Here is an 18,282-nt window from a genome sequence, read left to right as displayed (position 1 = left end):
CAGGTTGGCGGCCTGCTGCTCGGTACGGCGCGACAGGTCGCTGTTGCCGGAGGCGATCTCGCCGGCGGCAAGGGTGATGCTGGAGGCACTGGCCTGGATCTGGCCGACGATCTGGGTCAGCTGCGCGACCGTGGTGTTGGCGTCGTCACGCATGCGCGCGAACACGCCATTGAACTGGCCGTCCATGCGCGCGGTCAGGTCGCCGGCAGCAATGGACTGCAGCAGCTGCGAGAGCTGGCCGAGGTTGCCGTCAGCCACCTGCATCATGGTGTTGAGGTGCTCGATCATCAGTTTGAAGTCGTGCTGGAAACGCTGGGCGTCGCCGCGTTGGCTGAAGTCACCTGCCGCCGCTGCTGCAGCCAGCTGCTGGATCTGCGTATTGATTGCCAGCAGGCTGGCCTTGGCTGCATCCATCGACTCGTGCAGGATCGCGCGGCTGCCGGGCAGGCGGCGTGCATCCGGGGTGAGATTGCCGATGGCGTACTGGTTGAGCACGTCGATGGCGTCTCGGATCGCATCGAGATGCTCGAAGATCACAGTGTTGATGCCGCCGGCCAGCTGGCCGTAGACGCCCGGGAAGTCTTCCGGAATGCGGTGGCTGATGTCCGGGCCGGCATGCATCTGTGCCATCAGCTGGGTCTGCTCGCTGAAGCGGCGCAGCATCGCGGTCATGTCGGCGGTGGCGGCCAGCATCTTGCCGGCTTCGTCCTTGCTGGTGGCCTGGGTGCTGACGCTGAGGTCGCCACGGGCAACCGCCTGGATGGCATGAACTGCCTTGCCCAGGGGACCGGTCACTGCGCGCGAGATGACCGTGGCCAGTGCCGCGGCCACCAGCGAAAGCAGCACGATGCAGGCGATGATGGCGATCATGCTGGTGCGGTGGGTGGCATTGGCATCGGCGATCTTGCTGTCCATCAGGCCGGCGATGTGGGTGCCGAGGGTCTTCATCGCGGCGAACAGGTCGCGGCGTGCCGGGCGCGACTGCTCGTCGGAGATCTGCTGTGCGAGGGCGCCGTCACCAGCGGCCACGGCAGCGCGCATCGCCTTGTTGGCGGCAAAGTAGCGTTCCAGCTGCACGTTCGCCGCGCGATACAGTTCACGTTCCTTGGCCAGCGCCGGCAGTGCCGAGTACGCGGCCAGCTCGTCATGCACGGCCTTGGCCGTGTCGTCCATGCGCTTGTTGTAATCGGTCACCTTGTCCGGCTGGTCGAGCATGCTCAGCAGGGCCAGTTCATAGGTGCGGAACTCACCCAGCTGCGAGCGCGCCTCGCCGAGGTGCTGTACCGAGGGGATATCGTTGCCGGCCATCTCGCCCAGCTGCTTGTTGGCCTCGCTCAGGCGCAACAGGGCGAACGCGCCGAGGATCAGGGTCATCAGCGTGGTGAGGGTGAACCCCACGGCCAGCTTGCGGGCGATGGGCAGATCTTGGAACCACTTCATGCAGGGTGCTCCAGGTGGGCAGGGCGCCGGCGCTGTTGCGTCGGCTGGGGGTGGTTGCAGAGCGAACGGTGGTGCCCGGTGGGGGTTCGGTGACGGCCGTCATTGCGGAATAACGGCGCGACCTGCGCGGACTTTATGGACGCAGATCACATTCGGATGCGTAGGGATGAGGGCGCGAAAGTGGCGTAGCGGCGGGGCTTTCGCTTGAGTGGCGTGGTTGCGCGCGAAACCATCGTGGCGACGAAGTTCACGGAATGGGCGGCGCCGCTTGTCGGGGTCAGATCCCTTTCCGCAGGAAAGGGATCTGACCCCCATGGCAGAACGCGCGCAAACAAAAACCGCCACCCCGGAGGGCGGCGGTTTCATGAACGCATGCAGGATGGATCAGGCGGCCTGCGGCATCCGCAGCGAACGCACCAGCCCACCGATGTCGACGATCAGTGCCACGCGGCCGTCACCAAGGATGGTGGCACCGGACACCCCGCCGATGCGGCGGTAGTTGTTCTCGATGTTCTTCACCACCACCTGCTGCTGGCCGACCAGCTCGTCCACTTCCAGTGCGATCTTCTGGCCATCGCCTTCGACCACGACCACCAGCGATTCGCTGCCCGGTGCACGGTTGCCGTAGCCGTAGTACTCGCTCAGCGAGAGGATGGGCAGGTACTCGCCACGCACGCGCAGCACGCGGCCTTCGCCGGCCATGCTGCGGATGTCCTCGGCCTGCGGCTGCAACGCCTCAAGCACATAGGCCAGTGGCAGGATCAGGGTTTCACCGGCCACCGCCACGGTCATGCCGTCGAGGATGGCCAGGGTGAGTGGCAGGCGGATCAGCGTGCGGGTGCCGGCGCCGAGGCTGCTTTCGATCTGCACCTCGCCACCCAGCGCCTGGATGTTGCGGCGGACCACGTCCATGCCGACGCCACGCCCGGACAGGTCGGTGACCGCATCGGCGGTGGAGAAGCCGGGCTGGAAGATCAGGTCCCAGACCTGCGAATCGGTCGGGTTGTCCGGCACGGCCAGGCCGCGTTCGGTGGCCTTGGCCAGGATCTTGGCGCGATCCAGGCCGCGGCCGTCGTCGCTCACTTCAATGACGATATGACCGCCTTGATGCGAAGCGGCCAGGGTGATCGTGCCGGTCTCGTCCTTGCCCGCGCCGCGGCGCACATCGGGCATTTCCAGGCCGTGGTCGATCGAGTTGCGCACCAGGTGCACCAGCGGATCGGCGATCTTCTCGATCAGGCCCTTGTCCAGCTCGGTGCCTTCGCCGACGGTGCGCAGGCGCACCTGCTTGCCGAGGCGGCTGGACAGGTCGCGGACCAGGCGCGGGAAGCGGCGGAACACCGCATCGACCGGCAGCATGCGCACGCCGATCACTGCTTCCTGCAGGTCGCGGGTGTTGCGTTCCAGCTGGTCAAGCCCGGCGAACAGGCTCTCGGCGTGGACCGGGTCCAGCGCGTGGGAGACCTGCTTGAGCATGGCCTGGGTGATGACCAGTTCGCCGACCAGGTTGATCAGCGCATCGACCTTGTCGACGCTGACGCGGATCGAGGTCTCGGCTTCCTGGCTGGCAGCACCGCCGGCGGTGGGCGCAGCAGGCGCTGCCGGTGCGGCGGCAGCGGGCGTGGAAGGGGCTGCTGCAACGGGTGCCTGGGTGGCCAGGCTCGGCGGCGCTGCCGGACGGATGTCCAGCTCGCAGTCGTCCAGTACCCAGGCGAAGGTGTCTTCGATCTTGCTGCGCGGCACCTTGCCGACCAGGCCCAGGTCCCACGCCAGGTGGGCCTCGAGCGGGTCGAGCTGGGCAAAGCCGGGCAGGCGTTCCATGCGCGCGGCCACCTGCAGCGAACCGAGGTGTTCCAGTTCGCGGATGATGCGCAACGGGTCGTTGCCGCTCATGAACAGCGACGGTGCCGGGGTGAAGCCGATCTGCCAGGCTTCCGGCGTATCGTCCACCTTGGCGGCGGCAGCGGCCGGCGCGCTCGGTGCGGCCTGGCCGGAGAGAACGGCTTCCAGGCGTGCCTTCACCGCAGCGACAGCGGCGGGGTCGGCAGCCTGGCCGTGCTCGGCCTCGCGCAGCAGCGCGCGCAGCACGTCCACCGAGGACAACATGGCATCGACAGCGTGGCCTTCCAGGGCCCGCTTGCCGGCACGCAGCTCATCGAGCAGCGTTTCCAGCACGTGGGTCAGGCCGGCGATGGCATCGAAGCCGAAGGTGCCGGCGCCGCCCTTGATGGAGTGGGCGGCGCGGAACACCGAATTGATGATCTCCGCGTCCTGCTGCCCCGATTCCAGGGCCAGCAGGCCAGCCTCCATCGCGTCGAGGCCTTCGCGGCTCTCCTCGAAGAAGGTGGCGTGGAAGCGTTGCAGGTCCATGCTCATGGCAGTGGTGGTCCGGAAGCGAAGAGGGGGAGCGGTGCGGGGCGATCAGCCCAGCACTTTCTGCACGGTGGCGACCAGCTGTTCCGGATTGAACGGCTTGACCAGCCAGCCGGTGGCGCCGGCGGCCTTGCCTTCGGACTTCTTGTCGGCGGCCGATTCAGTGGTCAGCATCAGCAGCGGGGTGAACTTGTAGTCCGGCAGCTGGCGCAGTTCGCGAATCAGCGCGATGCCGTCCATGTTCGGCATGTTGACGTCGGTGACCACCGCGTTGAAGCGTTGGCCCTTGGCGCGACCGAGCGCGACCGCGCCGTCTTCGGCTTCTTCGACGGCAAAACCGGCCGAGGTGAGGGCGAAGGAAACCATCTGGCGCATCGACGCCGAATCGTCCACCACCAAGATACGTGCGCTCATGCAGCGTTCTCCACAGATTTCAGGTTGTCATGGGTTACGTCCAGGCCCAGGGCCTGGGTGACGCCCAGCAGGCGCGCGGCGTCACGGAAGGTTGCGGTGCAACCGTGGAAGCCGGTGCCCAGGCCTGCCTCGCGGCGGGCCTGCACGAACGCACACAGCACCTGCACGGCGGCCGTGTGGATGCGGGCGACCTGGCTTGCATCCAGGGTCAGCTCGCCTGCCTGCGCCACCAGCGGGGCGAGGCGGTTCTTGAGCTCGGTGCTGCTCTCGATGCCGAGATCCTCACCCAGTTCGACAGTGCTCATCGTTGCTCCGGACAAACGGTTCCGTGATCCATAACGGCACCCCGGCAGGGTTCTTTAGAAGAATCGACGCGGTGCGTCGATGCGGGCGCTGCTGAAAAGGGGACGGAGGGGATTAAGTCGCGAACGCCCCTGCGATCTGCCCGCCTTCAGCCGGGTCGGCGCTTTGCGCCGACACGTTACCTGTCGGGGACGCAAGAAATTGATCCGTTGGATCAACACCTTACGTCCCCACTGCGCGGTCGCCGTTGCTACAGGTAGCCTCGGAGCGGCGCGGGCAATTGCGACTTAATCCCCTCCGTCCCCTTTTTTCGTTCAACTCAACAGACGTGTGGCGTCCAGCAGGATCATCGGGCGCTGGCTGACCCGGGCGACGCCGCGGAACAGATCATTGGAGATCTGGCAGATGCGGGCGGTATCCGGGGGTTCGATCTGCGAATCGGTGAGGTTGGCGACATCTTCCACTGCCGACACACGCAGGCCGATGGTCTCGCCATCCTCTTCCAGCACCACGATGCGGGTCTGGGCGTCGTCTTCCGCCGCCGCGGCACCGAGGTGCAGGCCGAGGTCCATCACCGGCACCACCTGGCCACGCAGGTTCATGATCCCGAGCATCGCCGGTGCGGTGCCGCGCAACGGCAGCAGCGGCACCGGCAACACCACTTCCTGCACTTTCAGCAGTTCGAGCGCATACGCCTGGGTCCCGCAGCGAAGGCGCAGCCAGCGCGAGGTGCGCTCGCCGGCGCGGCGGTTCTGCGGGTGCGGGCTGCTGGCGGGCTGGTGCGCCTGTGCCTGCAGCTCCTGCCACGTGCCGGGACGGCTGGTGGCCGGGGCATCCACGGCAACGCGCGGGGGCGGCGCGGCTGCAGCGCGTGCAGGCGGGGCAGGTACGGGTGCGGGGCGCGGTGCCGGGGGCGCGACCACGGCCGGCGGCGGCGTGGGGACATCCTCGCCGCCGGCGGCGGCTTCGAATGCTGCCTGCAGCCCTGGGCTGTCGGTGTGGGCGAGGTGATGGCTGTCGGCCGCGTCGGTCTCGTAGATCACTTCGTCGGGCAGGTCGTCCCAGGTGGGCTCTGGGGCGGCCTTGGTTGTGACCGGAGCGAGGGCGGGTGCGGTCTCATGAACGACATCATCGGGCAGGTCGTCCCATGTCGGCTCGCGTTCGGCGGCCGCTTCGCTCGCCGGGCGCGGCCCGGCGCTACCGCTGGTGGCGGCCTCGAAAGCGGCCTCCAGCGCGGCCGTGTCCTCGGCTGCGGCGACGGTTCCGGTTTCATGTATCACTTCGGCCGGCAGGTCGTCCCAGGTGGGCTCGCGTTCCGTGTCGGTCACGGTCGCCGGCGTGGAGGCGGCGTCGAAGGCGGCCTCCAGGGCTGCGTCGTCTGCAGCGGGCTGCGCGACGACGGCGTCCGTCTCGTAGATGACTTCGGCGGGCAGGTCGTCCCAGGTCGGCTCACGCTCGGGCGCTACCGCGCTCGTCGGGCAGGGGCCGGCATTGTCGGGTGACGGCGTGGCAGGCGGCGTCGCCACAATCGCTTCGCCCAGCAGTTCGTCCAGGTAGTCGTCCAATACGCCTGTGCTGTTCATGCGGCCTGCTCCAGGGCGCGGGCATCCTCGCCGAGGATCCAGTTCAGTGCACGGCGGTAGGCAGCCAGGCCACGGCCTGGGTAGTCCTCGCCGACGCTGGGCAGGGTCAGGCCTGCGGCATTGCTGATGCGGGTGTCGATCGGAATCGCGTCTTCCCACACCCGGCTGCCATGACGATCCTGCATGGTGCGCAGCGATTCGTTGCCGGCGCGGGTGCGGCGGTCGAACAGGGTCGGCAGGATCGAGATCGGCAGGGGGCGGCGCCGCGAGCGCTCGACCATCTCGCCGGTGCGGACCATGCCATCCAGGCCATGCAGGGCCAGCGGCTCGGCCTGGGTGGGAATGATCAGGCGGTCGGCAGCGGCCAGCGCGTTGATCATCAACAGGCCAAGGGTGGGGGCACAGTCCAGCAGGATGTAGTCGTGCTGGCCCTGGTGGCGTGCCAGTGCATTCTGCAGGGCCAGGCCGAGGCCGGGCTGGTTGGCGCTGCGGCGTTCCAGCGTGGCCAGCGCCGATTGCGCGCAGACATAGTCCAGGCCGTGGATGTTGCTGGCGTGGCACAGGCTGGCGAGGTCGGCCGGTGGGGCGCCGAACAGTTCCAGTACGCCGGCCGGCGGCGGATCCACCGGCACGCCGAAGGCGCGGCTGAGCGAGGCATGCGGATCGAGGTCGATCAGCAGCACGCGATGGCCAAGCGCGGCCAGGCCACGGCCGAGGGCGAGGGTGGTGGTGGTCTTGCCGACTCCGCCCTTCTGGTTGGCGACTGCCCAGATGCGCATCGGTTTACTCCTTCATTGCCGGGGGAACGGCGGCGCCGACACGGCTGCCAGCCGGCACCGGCGGCAACTTCACCGGTGCGATGGGGGAGGTGGGGGCGGTAGCCGGAGTTGCGGCGGCTTGTTCGGTGGCGCTGTTGTCGGCGGCGCCGGTGGCCGCATTGAGGCGCTGGCCAAGTGGATCCACCGAATGCGAGGTGTCGGCCAGGATGATGACCATCACCCGGCGGTTGCGGTTGCGCCCCTGTGCGCTGTCGTTGTCTTCGCGCGGGCGGAACTGGCCATAGCCGACCATCGCCAGCCGCGACGGCTGCACGCCCTGGTCGGCGAACAGGTGCACGACGCTGGCCGCGCGTCCGGCTGACAGCTCCCAGTTGGAGGGGAAGGTGGCGGTGGCGATCGGCACGTTGTCGGTGTGGCCTTCCACGCGCACGCTGTTGGGCACGTCACGCAGCACCTCGGCCAGGCTGGCCAGCGTCTGCCGTGCATGCACGTCCAGCGCGGCCGAGCCGGTGGGGAACAGGATGTCGCTGTTGATCTCCACTTCGATCCACAGCTCGGTGCGGCGCACGCTGATCATGCCGCGGTCGATCAGCGGCGCCAGTGCAGCGGTGAGGCGGTCGGCGATGCTGTTGAGCTGGCGCTCGGCCCGGGCGATCTGTTCCTGGTTGTGCACCGAAACCGGCATGCGCATCTGCGACGCCATCGACGGCAGCAGGGTCGGGTCGTGCGACGGCGCCGGCGCGGAGGGGCCGACCTTGGTGCCGGACTTGATCACCGACGGGCTGTCCCAGCCGCCGCCCTGCACCTGCTTGTTGCCGACCTGCACCGGGTTGATCGTGCGCGGCGCACCACCAAAGGCATCGGTGAGCGCGTCGGCCATGATCCGGTACTTGCCCTCGTTGACCGAAGAGATCGCGTACATGACCACGAAGAAGGCGAGCAGCAGCGTCATCAGGTCGGCATAGGGGATCGCCCATGCTTCATGGTTGGCGTGCTCTTCGTGGTGCTTGCGGCGGGCCATGTCAGTGCAGGAAGCCGGAGAGGTTGGTTTCGATGTTGCGCGGGTTCTCGCCCTGGGCGATCGAGATCAGGCCTTCGATGACCATTTCGCGGTCGCGCGTGTTGTGCGAGATCACACTCTTGAGCTTGGCGGCGATCGGCAGGAACAGCAGGTTGGCCGAGGCGATGCCGTAGATGGTGGCGGTGAACGCGGCAGCGATGCCGTGGCCCAGCTTGCTCGGGTCGGCCAGGTTCTTCATCACCGCGATCAGGCCGAGCACGGCGCCGATGATGCCCAGCGTGGGCGCGTAGATGCCCATCGCCTCGAATACCTTGGCACCGGCCTGGTCCTGGTGTTCCTGGCTGCCCAGTTCGATTTCCAGCATGTGCCGCATCGATTCGGGCTCGACGCCGTCCACCAGTAGCTGTAGGCCCTTGCGCAGGAACGGGTCCTGCTGCGCTTCCACCTGCGATTCCAGGCCCAGCAGGCCCTGGCGACGGGCGATGTTGCTCCACTCGACGATCTGCTGGATCAGTTCGCGGCGATCGCTGTGCGGCGGGCGCACGACCCAGCGCACGATCTTGAACGCATGCTTGAACACCGCCGGCGAGGTGTGCAGCAGGATCGCGGCAACGGTGCCGACGATGACGATCACGAACGCCGCAGGCGACCACAGCGATGCCAGGCCGGCGCCCTTGAGGATGCTGCCACCGACCAGCGAGGCCAGGGCGAGAAAGAGTCCAATGAGGCTGAGTCTATCCATGGTTCCGGTATCGGCTTGTATGAATGGGACTTGAGACACCGGGAGAACGCGTACAGACGGTAGTCACAGTTTTCGGGTCGCCGGGTCATGCCCGGCGGGGTTCAGCGGATGCCGTCCACGTCCAGGATCAGTGCCATGCGACCATCGCCGATCAAGGTTGCACCGGCATAACCGCGCAGGCCGCGCAGCGCTTTCGGCAGTGGCTTGATGACCACTTCCTCGCGCCCGCGCACCTGGTCCACGACCAGTCCGAAGCGCGCTTCACCGGCCTGCAGCACCACGATGGTCAGCAGGGTCGACGCGGCGGGCGTCACATCCAGCCACTGGCGCAGGTCGACCAGCGGCAGGGTGTGCGAGCGGCGGTCGAGCACGGCGCGGCCATCGAACCAGCCCAGCGACGTGCGCGGTGCGTGCAGCACTTCCATCACACGCGCCAGCGGTAGCGCGTAGACGTCCTCGCCGGCCTGCACCAGCAGGGTCGGCAGGATCGCCAGGGTGAGCGGCACGCGGATCAGGAAGCGGCTGCCACGCCCCAGTTCCGACTGGATCTGGATCTGGCCGCTCAGTTCGCGGATGCGCGACTGCACCACGTCCATGCCGACGCCGCGGCCGGAAATATCGGTGACCTGCTGCTTGGTCGAGAAGCCGGGCAGGAACACCAGGTGCAGGCATTCCTCGCTGCTCAGGCGAGCGGCGGCTTCCGGATCGATCAGGCCCTTTTCGCGCGCCTTGGCACGCAGCTTTTCCGGGTCGATGCCGGCGCCATCGTCCTGCACCTCGATGCTGACGTAGTCACCTTCCTGTTGCGCCGACAGGCGCACATGGCCCATCCGCGGCTTGCCCTGCGCTTCACGCAGCTCGGGCATTTCCACGCCGTGGTCGATGGCGTTGCGGACCAGGTGCACCAGCGGGTCGGCCAGCGCTTCGACCAGGTTGCGGTCGAGCTCGGTCTCGGCGCCGACCAGCTCGAGGTCCACTTCCTTCTTCAGCGAGCGGGCGACGTCGCGGGCGACCTTTGGGAAGCGCGAGAACACCTTGCCCACCGGCTGCATGCGGGTACGCATCACCGCCGACTGCAGGCGGGCAGTGGCGATGTCCAGCGTCGATACGGCGCGGTCCAGCTCCTCGTCGCGCAGGCGTGCACGCAGGGTCTTCAGGCGGTTGCGTGACAGCACCAGTTCGCCGATCAGGTTGACGATCGCATCCAGGCGCTTGGTGTCCACGCGCACGGTGTGCTCGGCCTCGGCCATCGGCTTGGCTGCCGGCTTGGCTGCGGGCGCCGGGACGGGGGCCGGGCGCGGTGCTGCGGCGGGTGCCGCCGCGACGGCGGCAGCAGGCTTGGCGCCTGGCGCAGCGCCGCCGTGCAGCTGGTCCAGCAGGGCTTCGAACTCGTCTTCGCTGATCAGGCCATCGTCGGCCTTCTTCGCCGGCGCGACCGCGGTCGGCGCGTTGCCGCCGTGCAGCTGGTCGAGCAGGGCCTCGAATTCGTCGTCGGTGATCAGATCGCTGCCGCCTGCCGCAGGCGCGGCCGCAGCGGCCGGCGCGGCAGTGCCACCGTTCATGTCGAACTGCGCGATCAGGTCCGGCGGCGCATAGCCTGGCTCGGTACCGGAGGACACGGCGTCCAGCATCGACTGCAGGTAGTCCAGCGATTGCTGGGCGGCGTCGAAGTGGTGGGCCTGCAGTACCGCCTGCCCGGCACGCGCGATGCCCAGTGCTTCTTCAGCGGCGTGGCACAGCTCGACCATGGCGGTGACGCCAAGGAAGCCGGCGCCGCCCTTGAGCGTGTGGTAGCCGCGGAACACCGCGTTGAGTTGCTCGGTGTCCTGCGGTGCCTGCTCCAGCGACACCAGCTGTTCGCCCAGGCGATCCAGGATTTCCTGGGCCTCGATGATGAAATCGGCAGTGATGTCGTCGGATACCGCGCTCATGCTTACAGCCCCAGATCCGACAACAGGTCGTCGGCGTCGTTCTGCGAGACCGCGTGGCGGTCCAGTCCCTTCAGTGCCGGCCCGGCCAGTTCCGGATCGGTGCGATGCTGTTCCGGCGGCAGGCCGAGTGCGCCAAAGCCCTCGTGCACGCGGCGGACGATGCCGACCACGCGACGGATGATCTGCCCGGTCAGGTCCTGGTAGCTCTGGGTCAGGGCGATCTCGGTCAGGTTGTGGCGGATGCGCTCGAGCTGCGCGTCCTGGCCCGGCTGCAGGCCTTCGGCGCGCAGCTGTTCGGTCAGGCTGCGGCATTCCTCGGCCAGGTCCAGGGTGCGGTGCGTGGCCTGTTCGGTCATCGCAACCACGTGGTCAAGGCGTGCGCAGGCGTCGTCCAGCTCACCGGCCTCGCTGGGCACGGTCGGCAGTTCACCCAGTGCCTGTCCCAGCTCGCGGGCCAGCCGCGAGAGGCCGCTCATCATCGGCTGCGTACGCAGCGCGACCAGTCCGTCGATGCGTTGCCGCCAGGCGGCTTCGTCACCGGACTCCAGTGCGTCCAGGGCTTCCTGCAGGCGCAGGGCGAGGGCGTTCTTGTCGACCGTGGTATCCATCAGGCGCTGGCCGCCAGGCGTTCGAAGATCTTGCCGAGCTTCTCTTCCAGCGTCTGCGCGGTGAATGGCTTGATGATGTAGCCGTTCACGCCGTTCTGGGCGGCTTCGATGATCTGCTCGCGCTTGGCCTCGGCGGTGACCATCAGCACCGGCAGGGTCTTCAGCTTGGCATCGGCGCGGATCGCCTTCAGCAGCTCGATGCCGGTCATCACCGGCATGTTCCAGTCGGTGACCACGAAATCGAACGGCTGGCTCTGCAGCAGCGACAACGCGGCATGCCCGTCCTCGGCTTCGGCGGTGTTGGTGAAGCCTAGATCGCCCAGCAGGTTCTTGACGATTCGACGCATGGTCGAGAAGTCGTCGACGATCAGGATGCGCATGTTCTTGTTCAAAGCAGAGTTCCTTTGTTGTTCATTCCGGGCGGCCGGGGGCAGCCGCCTCGGGCATGTTCATTCTTCCAGGCCGGCGTCCGCCGCCTCGAAAATCTTGAGCCGGCCACGCAGGCGCAGCACCGCCTGGCCGTGGATCTGGCAGACCCGCGACTCGCTCACGCCGAGCACCGCGCCGATCTCCTTCAGGTTCAGTTCCTGCTCGTAATAGAGCGAGAGCACCAGCTGTTCACGCTCGGGCAGGTGGCCGATGGCCTTGCCCAGCTCGCGGCCGAACTCGCCGCGCTCCAGCACCTGCTGCGGGGTTGGGCCGCCCTGGGCGACGGTGTCCAGCTCGCCCTGGTCCTCGATGCGCGATTCCAGGCTCAGTACCTGGCCACGTGCGGCGTCTTCCATCAGCCGCAGGTATTCGGGCAGCGGCATCTCCATCGCGGCGGCCACTTCGGTGGCGCTGGCGGCGCGGCCGCTGCTCTGTTCCAGGCGGCGAATGGTGGCAGCGGCATCGCGGGCACGGCGGTGCACCGAGCGCGGCACCCAGTCGCCACGGCGGATCTCGTCGATCATCGAACCGCGGATGCGGATCGAGGCATAGGTCTCGAACGAGGCGCCCTGGTCGGCGTCGTAGCTGCGCGAGGCTTCGATCAGGCCCATCATGCCGGCCTGGATCAGGTCGTCCACTTCAACGCTGGCCGGCAACCGCGCGGCCAGGTGGTGGGCGATGCGCCGCACCAGGTCCGAGTGCTGGGCGATGACCTCGTTGGCCGCCGAGCGCTGGACCTCCCGGTACTGGGCTGCACCTTTCATGCGGCCACCCCGCGCTGCTTGAGAATGCGTTCGAGGAAGAACTCGACGCCGCCACGCGGTTCGGTCGGCGCCTGCCAGCGTGCGGTGCGACGCGCGATCTCGGTGATCGCCAGCGCCGCCGGGCTGGACGGATAGGCCTTCACCACCGGCTGCTGGCGCTGCACCGACAGGCGCAGCCAGTCATCCTGCGGCACGCAGCCCAGGTAGTTCAGCGAGACATCGGCGAGGAACTTCTCGCAGACGCGGGTCAGCTTCTCGTACAGCACGCGGCCCTCGTTGGGGTCGCGCACCATGTTGGCCACCACCTGGATGCGGTCCACGCCGCGTTCGCGCGAGAGCACCTTGATCAGCGCGTAGGCGTCGGTGATCGAGGCGGGTTCGTCACAGACCACCACCACGGTATCCTGCGCGGCCTGGCAGAAGGTCAGCACGCCGTCGGTGATGCCCGCGGCGGTGTCGACCACCATGATGTCCAGTTCGCGTTCCAGCTCTGAGAACACGTTGACCAGGCCGACGTGCTCGGCCGGGGCCAGCTCGGCCATGTGCCGGCGGCCGGATGCGGCCGGCACCACCAGCACGCCGTTCGGGCCTTCGACGATGACATCTTCCAGCGAGCAGCGGCCGGCGACCAGGTCGGCCAGCGTAAATGTAGGGTTCAGTCCCAGGATCACGTCGATGTTGGCCAGGCCAAGGTCGGCGTCCAGCAGCAGCGTGCGCTTGCCCATGCCGGCCAGTGCCACGGCCAGGTTCGCGGACACATTCGTCTTGCCCACGCCGCCCTTGCCACCGGTCACGGCAATGGTGCGCACAGGGCCGAGCGGCTCGCTGCGGGTGGCCGACAGCGGGAAGGTCTTGGTCAGCTTGGCGTACTCACGCGACGGCATGGTTCAACTCCGGGTTGCAGGGCATATCGGCCGCTCGGCGCAAATCTTCAAGGCGAAGTACAAGATTGGCTGCACTGGCCCGGTGCAGGTCGTCCGGAACATCCTGGCCATCGGTCACCCAGGTGATCGGCAGGGCATGGTCGACGGCCACCGACAGGGCGTTGCCGAAGCGGCCGGTCTCGTCCAGCTTGCTCAGTACCAAGCCCTGCAGGTTGGCGGCGCTGAAGCGGCGGACCACCTCGTCCATGTCGCCGAAGCTGGTGTTGGCCGGCAGCACCAGCAGGGTGCGCACCTGGCGGGCGGCGCGCAGCCACTGCAGCTGGGCGGCCAGTGCGCGGTCGCGCGGGCCCAGCCCGGCGGTATCGATCAGCACCAGCTTGTAGTCCTTCAGGCGTTCCAGCAGCTGGTCCAGGTCGGTGCCGCTGTTGGCCTCGTGCACGGCGATGCCGAGCTGGCGGCCGTAGCCGTACAGCTGCTCGCGGGCGCCGATGCGGGTGGTGTCGGTGGTCACCAGGGCGACGTCACGCGGCGCGTGCTTCTCGGCGAAGCGCGAGGCCAGCTTGGCGATGGTGGTGGTCTTGCCGGCGCCGGTCGGGCCGACCAGGGCGATCACGCCGCCTTCTTCCAGCGGGTCGACCGGGGCGATCGGCAGCTTGCGCGAGATCAGCCCCAGCATCAGGCCGCGGCCACGGTGGGCTTCGGTCTCCAGCGGGATCTGCATGGCCACGTCGCGGGCCAGCCCGGCGTCGAAACCGTACTCGTCCATCAGATCCAGCGCGGTGGCACGCACCGGGCAGCCGCGCAGGCGTTCGTCGGTGAAGCGGTTCATCTCGCGCTCGATCACCTGGCGCATGCCGGCCACTTCCTGGCGCAGCTGGCGGATCTCGGCGTCGTCCTGGGCAACCACGGTCAGCACCGGGGCCGGGGCGAGGGTGGGCTCCGGCGCGGTTTCGACGCTGGCATCGGCCAACGCCGGTTCGCTGGCGGCGACGGCCGGCTGCGGTTCGGCGACGGCCGTGGTCGGCAGCGGCGGCGGCTGCAGCGCCGGCGCCACGCTTTCGTGATGCATGTCGTGCGGCGGGTCGATCTGGAAGCGGGCACGGTTGGCTGGCGCGCTGACGGCCGGTGCCGGTGCGACGATGGCTTCAGCGAACGGAGCGAAGATCTGTTCCGGCAGCGCCGGTTCGTTGACGGCGGCGCGCGCCAGAGTGGCTGCGAAGCCGGTGCTGCCGCGGGTCGGCACGATCTCGTCGGCGCTGTCCAGGGTGCGGCCGGTGGCACCAACGGCCGCACGGGCGAGGGCGGCCACGGCCGAGGTGGTGGCGGCCACCGGCTCCGGCGCCGGGGCAGCGCTGCGGCGGCGGGTCACCGCGGCGATCACCGCGTCTGCGGCGGTGCGCGGCTTGGGTGCCGGCGGAGGGGCGACGTCACGACGCGAGGCTTCCAGTGCGCGCTGCACGGCGCTCTCATCGTAGTTGGCCGCGGCGACGATCTCGATGCCTTCCTCGATCCGGCGGTTGGACAGGATCACGGCGTCAGGACCATGTTCCTTGCGCACCAGGTTCATGGCCGAGCGCATGTCGGCGGCGACGAATCGTTTGATTTTCATGCTGTGGTCACGGGACGAAGACGGCGGGGTGGCGGTCGGAGAACTCGGGTGGTCGGTGGTCTGCACGGTGCGGGTTCCCCTTGGTATCTGTCTGTTGCGTTGGTTCGAAAGTGGTGTCTGTTTTCTGGCGCATCCGAGGGCGGCGTCAGCTGATCGTTCCGACCAGCTTCAGGCGCTTGTCCTCCGGCACCTCGCTGTAGGCCAGGACCGACAGCGACGGAACGCTGTGGCGGACCAGGCGCGCCAGCGCGGCGCGCACCGGGCCCGGTACCAGCACGACCGCCGGCTCGTTTCGCGCTTCCTGCTTGCTGACACATTCGGCCAGGCTCTGGTGCAGTCGCTCTGCGAGTCCGGGTTCCAGCGCGGCGCCGTTGCCCTGCGTGGACTCCTGCAAGACACGTTCCAATTGCGGGTTGAGGGTGAACACCGGAAGCTCCGCCGACATTCCGGCGATCTCCTGCACGATGAAGCGGCCCAGCGCGGTGCGCACGGCAGCGGTCAGCACGGCCGGGTCCTGGCTGCTGGGCGCGTGTTCGACCAGTGCCTCGGCGATCTTGCGCAGCTGGCGGATCGGAATGCGCTCCACCAGCAGGTTCTGCAGCACGCGCACCACCGCCGACAGCGGCAGCGCCTTTGGCGTCAGATCTTCGACGAGCTTGGGCGCGCTCTTGGCCAGGTTGGCCAGCAGGTGCTGCACTTCCTCGTGGCCGAGCAGTTCCGGCGCGTGCTCGCGGATCAGGTGCGAGAGGTGGGTGGCGACCACGGTGGCCGGGTCGACCACGGTGTAGCCCAGCGTTTCGGCCTGGGCACGCTGGTGCGGCTGGATCCAGGTGGCATCCAGGCCGAACGCGGGGTCCTTGCCGGCGATGCCTTCCAGTGCGCCGAGGGCACTGCCGGGGTCCAGCGCCAGTTCGCGGTCCGGATGGATTTCTGCGGTGGCCACCGGCACGCCATGCACCAGCACGCGGTAGCCGTTGGCCGGCAGCTCCAGGTTGTCGCGGATGTGCACCGAGGGAATCAGGAAGCCGACATCCTGGGTCAGCTTGCGGCGCACGCCCTTGATGCGCGCCATCAGTTCACCGCCCTGGTTGCTGTCCACAAGCGGGATCAGCCGGTAGCCGACCTCCAGGCCCAGCGGATCGACCGGGCGCAGCTCGTCCCAGCTCAGTTCGGCGGTCGGTGCCGGTGCGGCCGGGCGGCCCAGTGCATTGAGCGCAGCGGCGTCATTGCCTCCCGCTGCCGGATCGGTGGCGGCGGTCTTCCCCTTGCGGTAGACCTTCCAGGCGATGAAGCCGAGGATCGCGGACAGCGTCAGGAAAGCGACGTTGGGCATGCCCGGCACCAGGCCGACCACGCCGATGATGCCGGCAGTGATCGCCAGCGCACGGTACTGGCCGAACACCTGGCCGGTCATGGCCTGGGCCATGTCCTGCGAACGCGAGGCGCGGGTGACCAGCATCGCGACCGCGCTGGACACCAGCAGCGCCGGCAGCTGCGCCACCAGGCCGTCACCGATGGAGAGCAGGGTGTAGGTGGCGGCGGCGTCGCCGAACGGCATGCCATGCTGCAGCACGCCCACGGCCAGGCCGCCGAGCATGTTGATGAACAGGATCAGGATGCCGGCGATGGCGTCGCCGCGGATGAACTTGCTGGCACCATCCATCGCGCCGTAGAAGTCGGCTTCCTCGCGGACTTCCTCGCGGCGCAGCTTGGCTTCTTCACGCGTCAGCAAACCGGCGTTGAGGTCGGCGTCGATCGCCATCTGCTTGCCGGGCATCGCGTCCAGGATGAAGCGCGCGGTCACTTCGGAGACGCGGCCTGCGCCCTTGGTGATGACCACGAAGTTGATGATGGTGAGGATCGCGAAGACCACGATGCCGACCGCGTAGTTGCCGCCGATCACGAATTCGCCGAAGGCGGCGATGACCTTGCCCGCGGCGTCGTGGCCGTTCTGCCCGTTGAGCAGGATCACGCGGGTGGACGCCACGTTCAGCGCCAGCCGCAGCATGGTGGTGATCAGCAGCACGATCGGGAAGATCGTGAAATCCAGCGGGCGCTTCACGTAGACCACCGCCAGCAGCACCATCAGCGAGATGGCGATGTTGAAGGTGAACAGGGCATCGAGCACCGGCGCGGCGAGCGGCACCACGACCATGGCCAGCAGGGCCAGCACGATCAGCGGTGCGCCAAGACCCTGGCGGATCATTTCCAGGGCGCGGCGGGTGTTGAATCCGGTGGAGGGCTGGGCGCTCACGGGCGGCCTCCCTTGCCGAATTCATCCACCTGGATGTGCGGGGCGTCCGGCATCGGGCCAGTGCGCCAGGCGCGCAGCTGGTAGACGTAGGACAGGACCTGGGCGACGGCCGAATACAGTCTCACGGGGATTTCCTTTCCGAGTTGGCCTTCCCGATACAAGGCGCGTGCCAAAGGCGGGGCAGAGACAATCGCAACCTTGTTGCCGTCGGCCACCTCACGGATGCGGAGGGCAGTCTCGTCCACGCCCAGGGCGACCACGGTGGGGGCGTTCATGGCCCCGCCTTCGTACTTCAGGGCCACCGCGTAGTGGGTGGGGTTGACCACCACCACGTCGGCGGTGGGCACCGCTTCCATCATCCGGCGGTTGGCCATCTGCTGCTGCAGCTGGCGGATGCGGCCCTTCACCTCTGGGCTGCCTTCGCTTTCCTTCATTTCCCGGCGCAGCTCTTCACGGGTCATCTTCAGCTTGCGCATCCAGTTCCAGCGCTGGTACGGCGCGTCGATGGCGGCCAGCACCAGCATGGCGCCGGCGGTGGCCAGCAGCAGGCGCAGGGTGAAGCCGAGGCCGTCGGTGATGGCGGTCTCCAGCGGGTGATGGATCAGCCCACGCAGGGTGTCGAAGCCGGTCCAGACCACCAGGCCGGCGGCGACGCCTACGAAGGCCACGCGCAGCAGCGATTTGGTGAACTCGGCGATGGCCTCCGGGCCATACAGGCGCTTGAGCCCGCTCATCGGGTTCATGCGGTTGAAGTCCGGCAACATCGCTTTCTGCGACCAGCGCAGGCCCCCCATCACCAGCGGTGCGACGAAGCTGGCCAGCAGGCAGACCAGCACCAGCGGTGCGATCACCAGCATGAACTGCAGCAACAGGTCGCCGAAGTGGCCGAACAGCTCCTTCGGATTCTGCCGCAGGCTCTGTTCCGGGCTCAGCGCCTGCTTCATCCAGGCCGCGGCACCGCGGCCGATCGAGCCGCTCATCGCCATCACCGCCAGCACGCCGGCGCCGAACACGGCAGCGGTGCCGAGTTCGCGCGAGCGCGGCAGGTTGCCCTGTTCACGGGCGTCACGCAGGCGTTTTTCGGTCGGTTGTTCGGTCTTTTCGCCGGCGGATTCGTTCTCGGACATCACGGGGCACTACGGCAGGGG

General features: G+C 68.1%; 16 protein-coding genes. All 16 read right to left on the bottom strand.

All coding sequences use genetic code 11. From position 1 onward, the window contains the following. On the bottom strand, window positions 1-1,440 hold a 1,440-nt coding region (locus AC5P88_RS19795), incomplete at its 3' end, for an MCP four helix bundle domain-containing protein (protein WP_495225842.1). Between the two features lie 384 nt (window positions 1,441-1,824). Next, complete coding sequence (locus tag AC5P88_RS19790) at window positions 1,825-3,816, bottom strand: chemotaxis protein CheA (RefSeq protein ID WP_495225841.1); 1,992 nt, start codon at window positions 3,814-3,816, stop codon at window positions 1,825-1,827. Window positions 3,817-3,861: 45 nt separating this feature from the next. Then, window positions 3,862-4,227: a response regulator gene (locus AC5P88_RS19785; protein ID WP_005409521.1), complete on the bottom strand. Its 366-nt coding sequence runs from the start codon at window positions 4,225-4,227 to the stop codon at window positions 3,862-3,864. Continuing rightward, window positions 4,224-4,532 carry an STAS domain-containing protein gene (locus AC5P88_RS19780; protein ID WP_005409522.1) on the bottom strand — a complete coding sequence of 103 codons (309 nt, stop codon included), beginning with the start codon at window positions 4,530-4,532 and terminating at the stop codon, window positions 4,224-4,226. The genes AC5P88_RS19785 and AC5P88_RS19780 overlap by 4 nt, the downstream gene beginning before the upstream one ends. A 312-nt stretch (window positions 4,533-4,844) precedes the next feature. Then, window positions 4,845-6,113 carry a chemotaxis protein CheW gene (locus AC5P88_RS19775; protein ID WP_495225840.1) on the bottom strand — a complete coding sequence of 423 codons (1,269 nt, stop codon included), beginning with the start codon at window positions 6,111-6,113 and terminating at the stop codon, window positions 4,845-4,847. After that, window positions 6,110-6,892, bottom strand: a complete 783-nt coding sequence (locus AC5P88_RS19770; protein ID WP_014037094.1) for a ParA family protein — start codon at window positions 6,890-6,892, stop codon at window positions 6,110-6,112. The genes AC5P88_RS19775 and AC5P88_RS19770 overlap by 4 nt, the downstream gene beginning before the upstream one ends. Before the next feature lie 4 nt (window positions 6,893-6,896). Next, window positions 6,897-7,913 carry a flagellar motor protein MotD gene (gene motD / locus AC5P88_RS19765; RefSeq protein WP_495225839.1) on the bottom strand — a complete coding sequence of 339 codons (1,017 nt, stop codon included), beginning with the start codon at window positions 7,911-7,913 and terminating at the stop codon, window positions 6,897-6,899. 1 nt (window position 7,914) lies between these two features. Next, window positions 7,915-8,655: a flagellar motor protein gene (locus AC5P88_RS19760; RefSeq protein ID WP_005409527.1), complete on the bottom strand. Its 741-nt coding sequence runs from the start codon at window positions 8,653-8,655 to the stop codon at window positions 7,915-7,917. A 101-nt stretch (window positions 8,656-8,756) separates the two neighbouring features. After that, complete coding sequence (locus AC5P88_RS19755) at window positions 8,757-10,586, bottom strand: chemotaxis protein CheA (RefSeq protein WP_106549927.1); 1,830 nt, start codon at window positions 10,584-10,586, stop codon at window positions 8,757-8,759. Between the two features lie 2 nt (window positions 10,587-10,588). Continuing rightward, a complete protein-coding gene (locus tag AC5P88_RS19750) occupies window positions 10,589-11,194 on the bottom strand; it encodes a protein phosphatase CheZ (protein ID WP_006442968.1) in 606 nt (201 codons plus the stop codon). Further along, window positions 11,194-11,586, bottom strand: a complete 393-nt coding sequence (gene cheY, locus AC5P88_RS19745) for a chemotaxis response regulator CheY (protein WP_005413247.1) — start codon at window positions 11,584-11,586, stop codon at window positions 11,194-11,196. Before cheY ends, AC5P88_RS19750 begins: the two co-directional genes overlap by 1 nt. A gap of 57 nt (window positions 11,587-11,643) precedes the next feature. Continuing rightward, window positions 11,644-12,387: an RNA polymerase sigma factor FliA gene (locus AC5P88_RS19740; protein ID WP_005413248.1), complete on the bottom strand. Its 744-nt coding sequence runs from the start codon at window positions 12,385-12,387 to the stop codon at window positions 11,644-11,646. Beyond that, window positions 12,384-13,271, bottom strand: coding sequence for a MinD/ParA family ATP-binding protein (locus AC5P88_RS19735; RefSeq protein WP_008267550.1), 888 nt, complete (start codon window positions 13,269-13,271; stop codon window positions 12,384-12,386). Before AC5P88_RS19735 ends, AC5P88_RS19740 begins: the two co-directional genes overlap by 4 nt. Then, complete coding sequence (flhF, locus tag AC5P88_RS19730) at window positions 13,258-14,880, bottom strand: flagellar biosynthesis GTPase FlhF (protein ID WP_495225838.1); 1,623 nt, start codon at window positions 14,878-14,880, stop codon at window positions 13,258-13,260. The genes AC5P88_RS19735 and flhF overlap by 14 nt, the downstream gene beginning before the upstream one ends. A gap of 145 nt (window positions 14,881-15,025) precedes the next feature. Then, entirely contained in the window at window positions 15,026-17,086 is a 2,061-nt protein-coding gene (flhA, locus tag AC5P88_RS19725; protein ID WP_181358213.1) for a flagellar biosynthesis protein FlhA, read from the bottom strand. A gap of 44 nt (window positions 17,087-17,130) precedes the next feature. Further along, window positions 17,131-18,261: a flagellar biosynthesis protein FlhB gene (gene flhB, locus AC5P88_RS19720; protein ID WP_099479196.1), complete on the bottom strand. Its 1,131-nt coding sequence runs from the start codon at window positions 18,259-18,261 to the stop codon at window positions 17,131-17,133. Between the last annotated feature and the right edge of the window lie 21 nt (window positions 18,262-18,282).

The organism is Stenotrophomonas sp. YJH_SMC_8 (genome assembly GCF_059371315.1).
The sequence above is the reverse complement of the archived record's forward strand: the minus strand, read 5'-3'. Positions and strand labels throughout refer to the sequence as shown.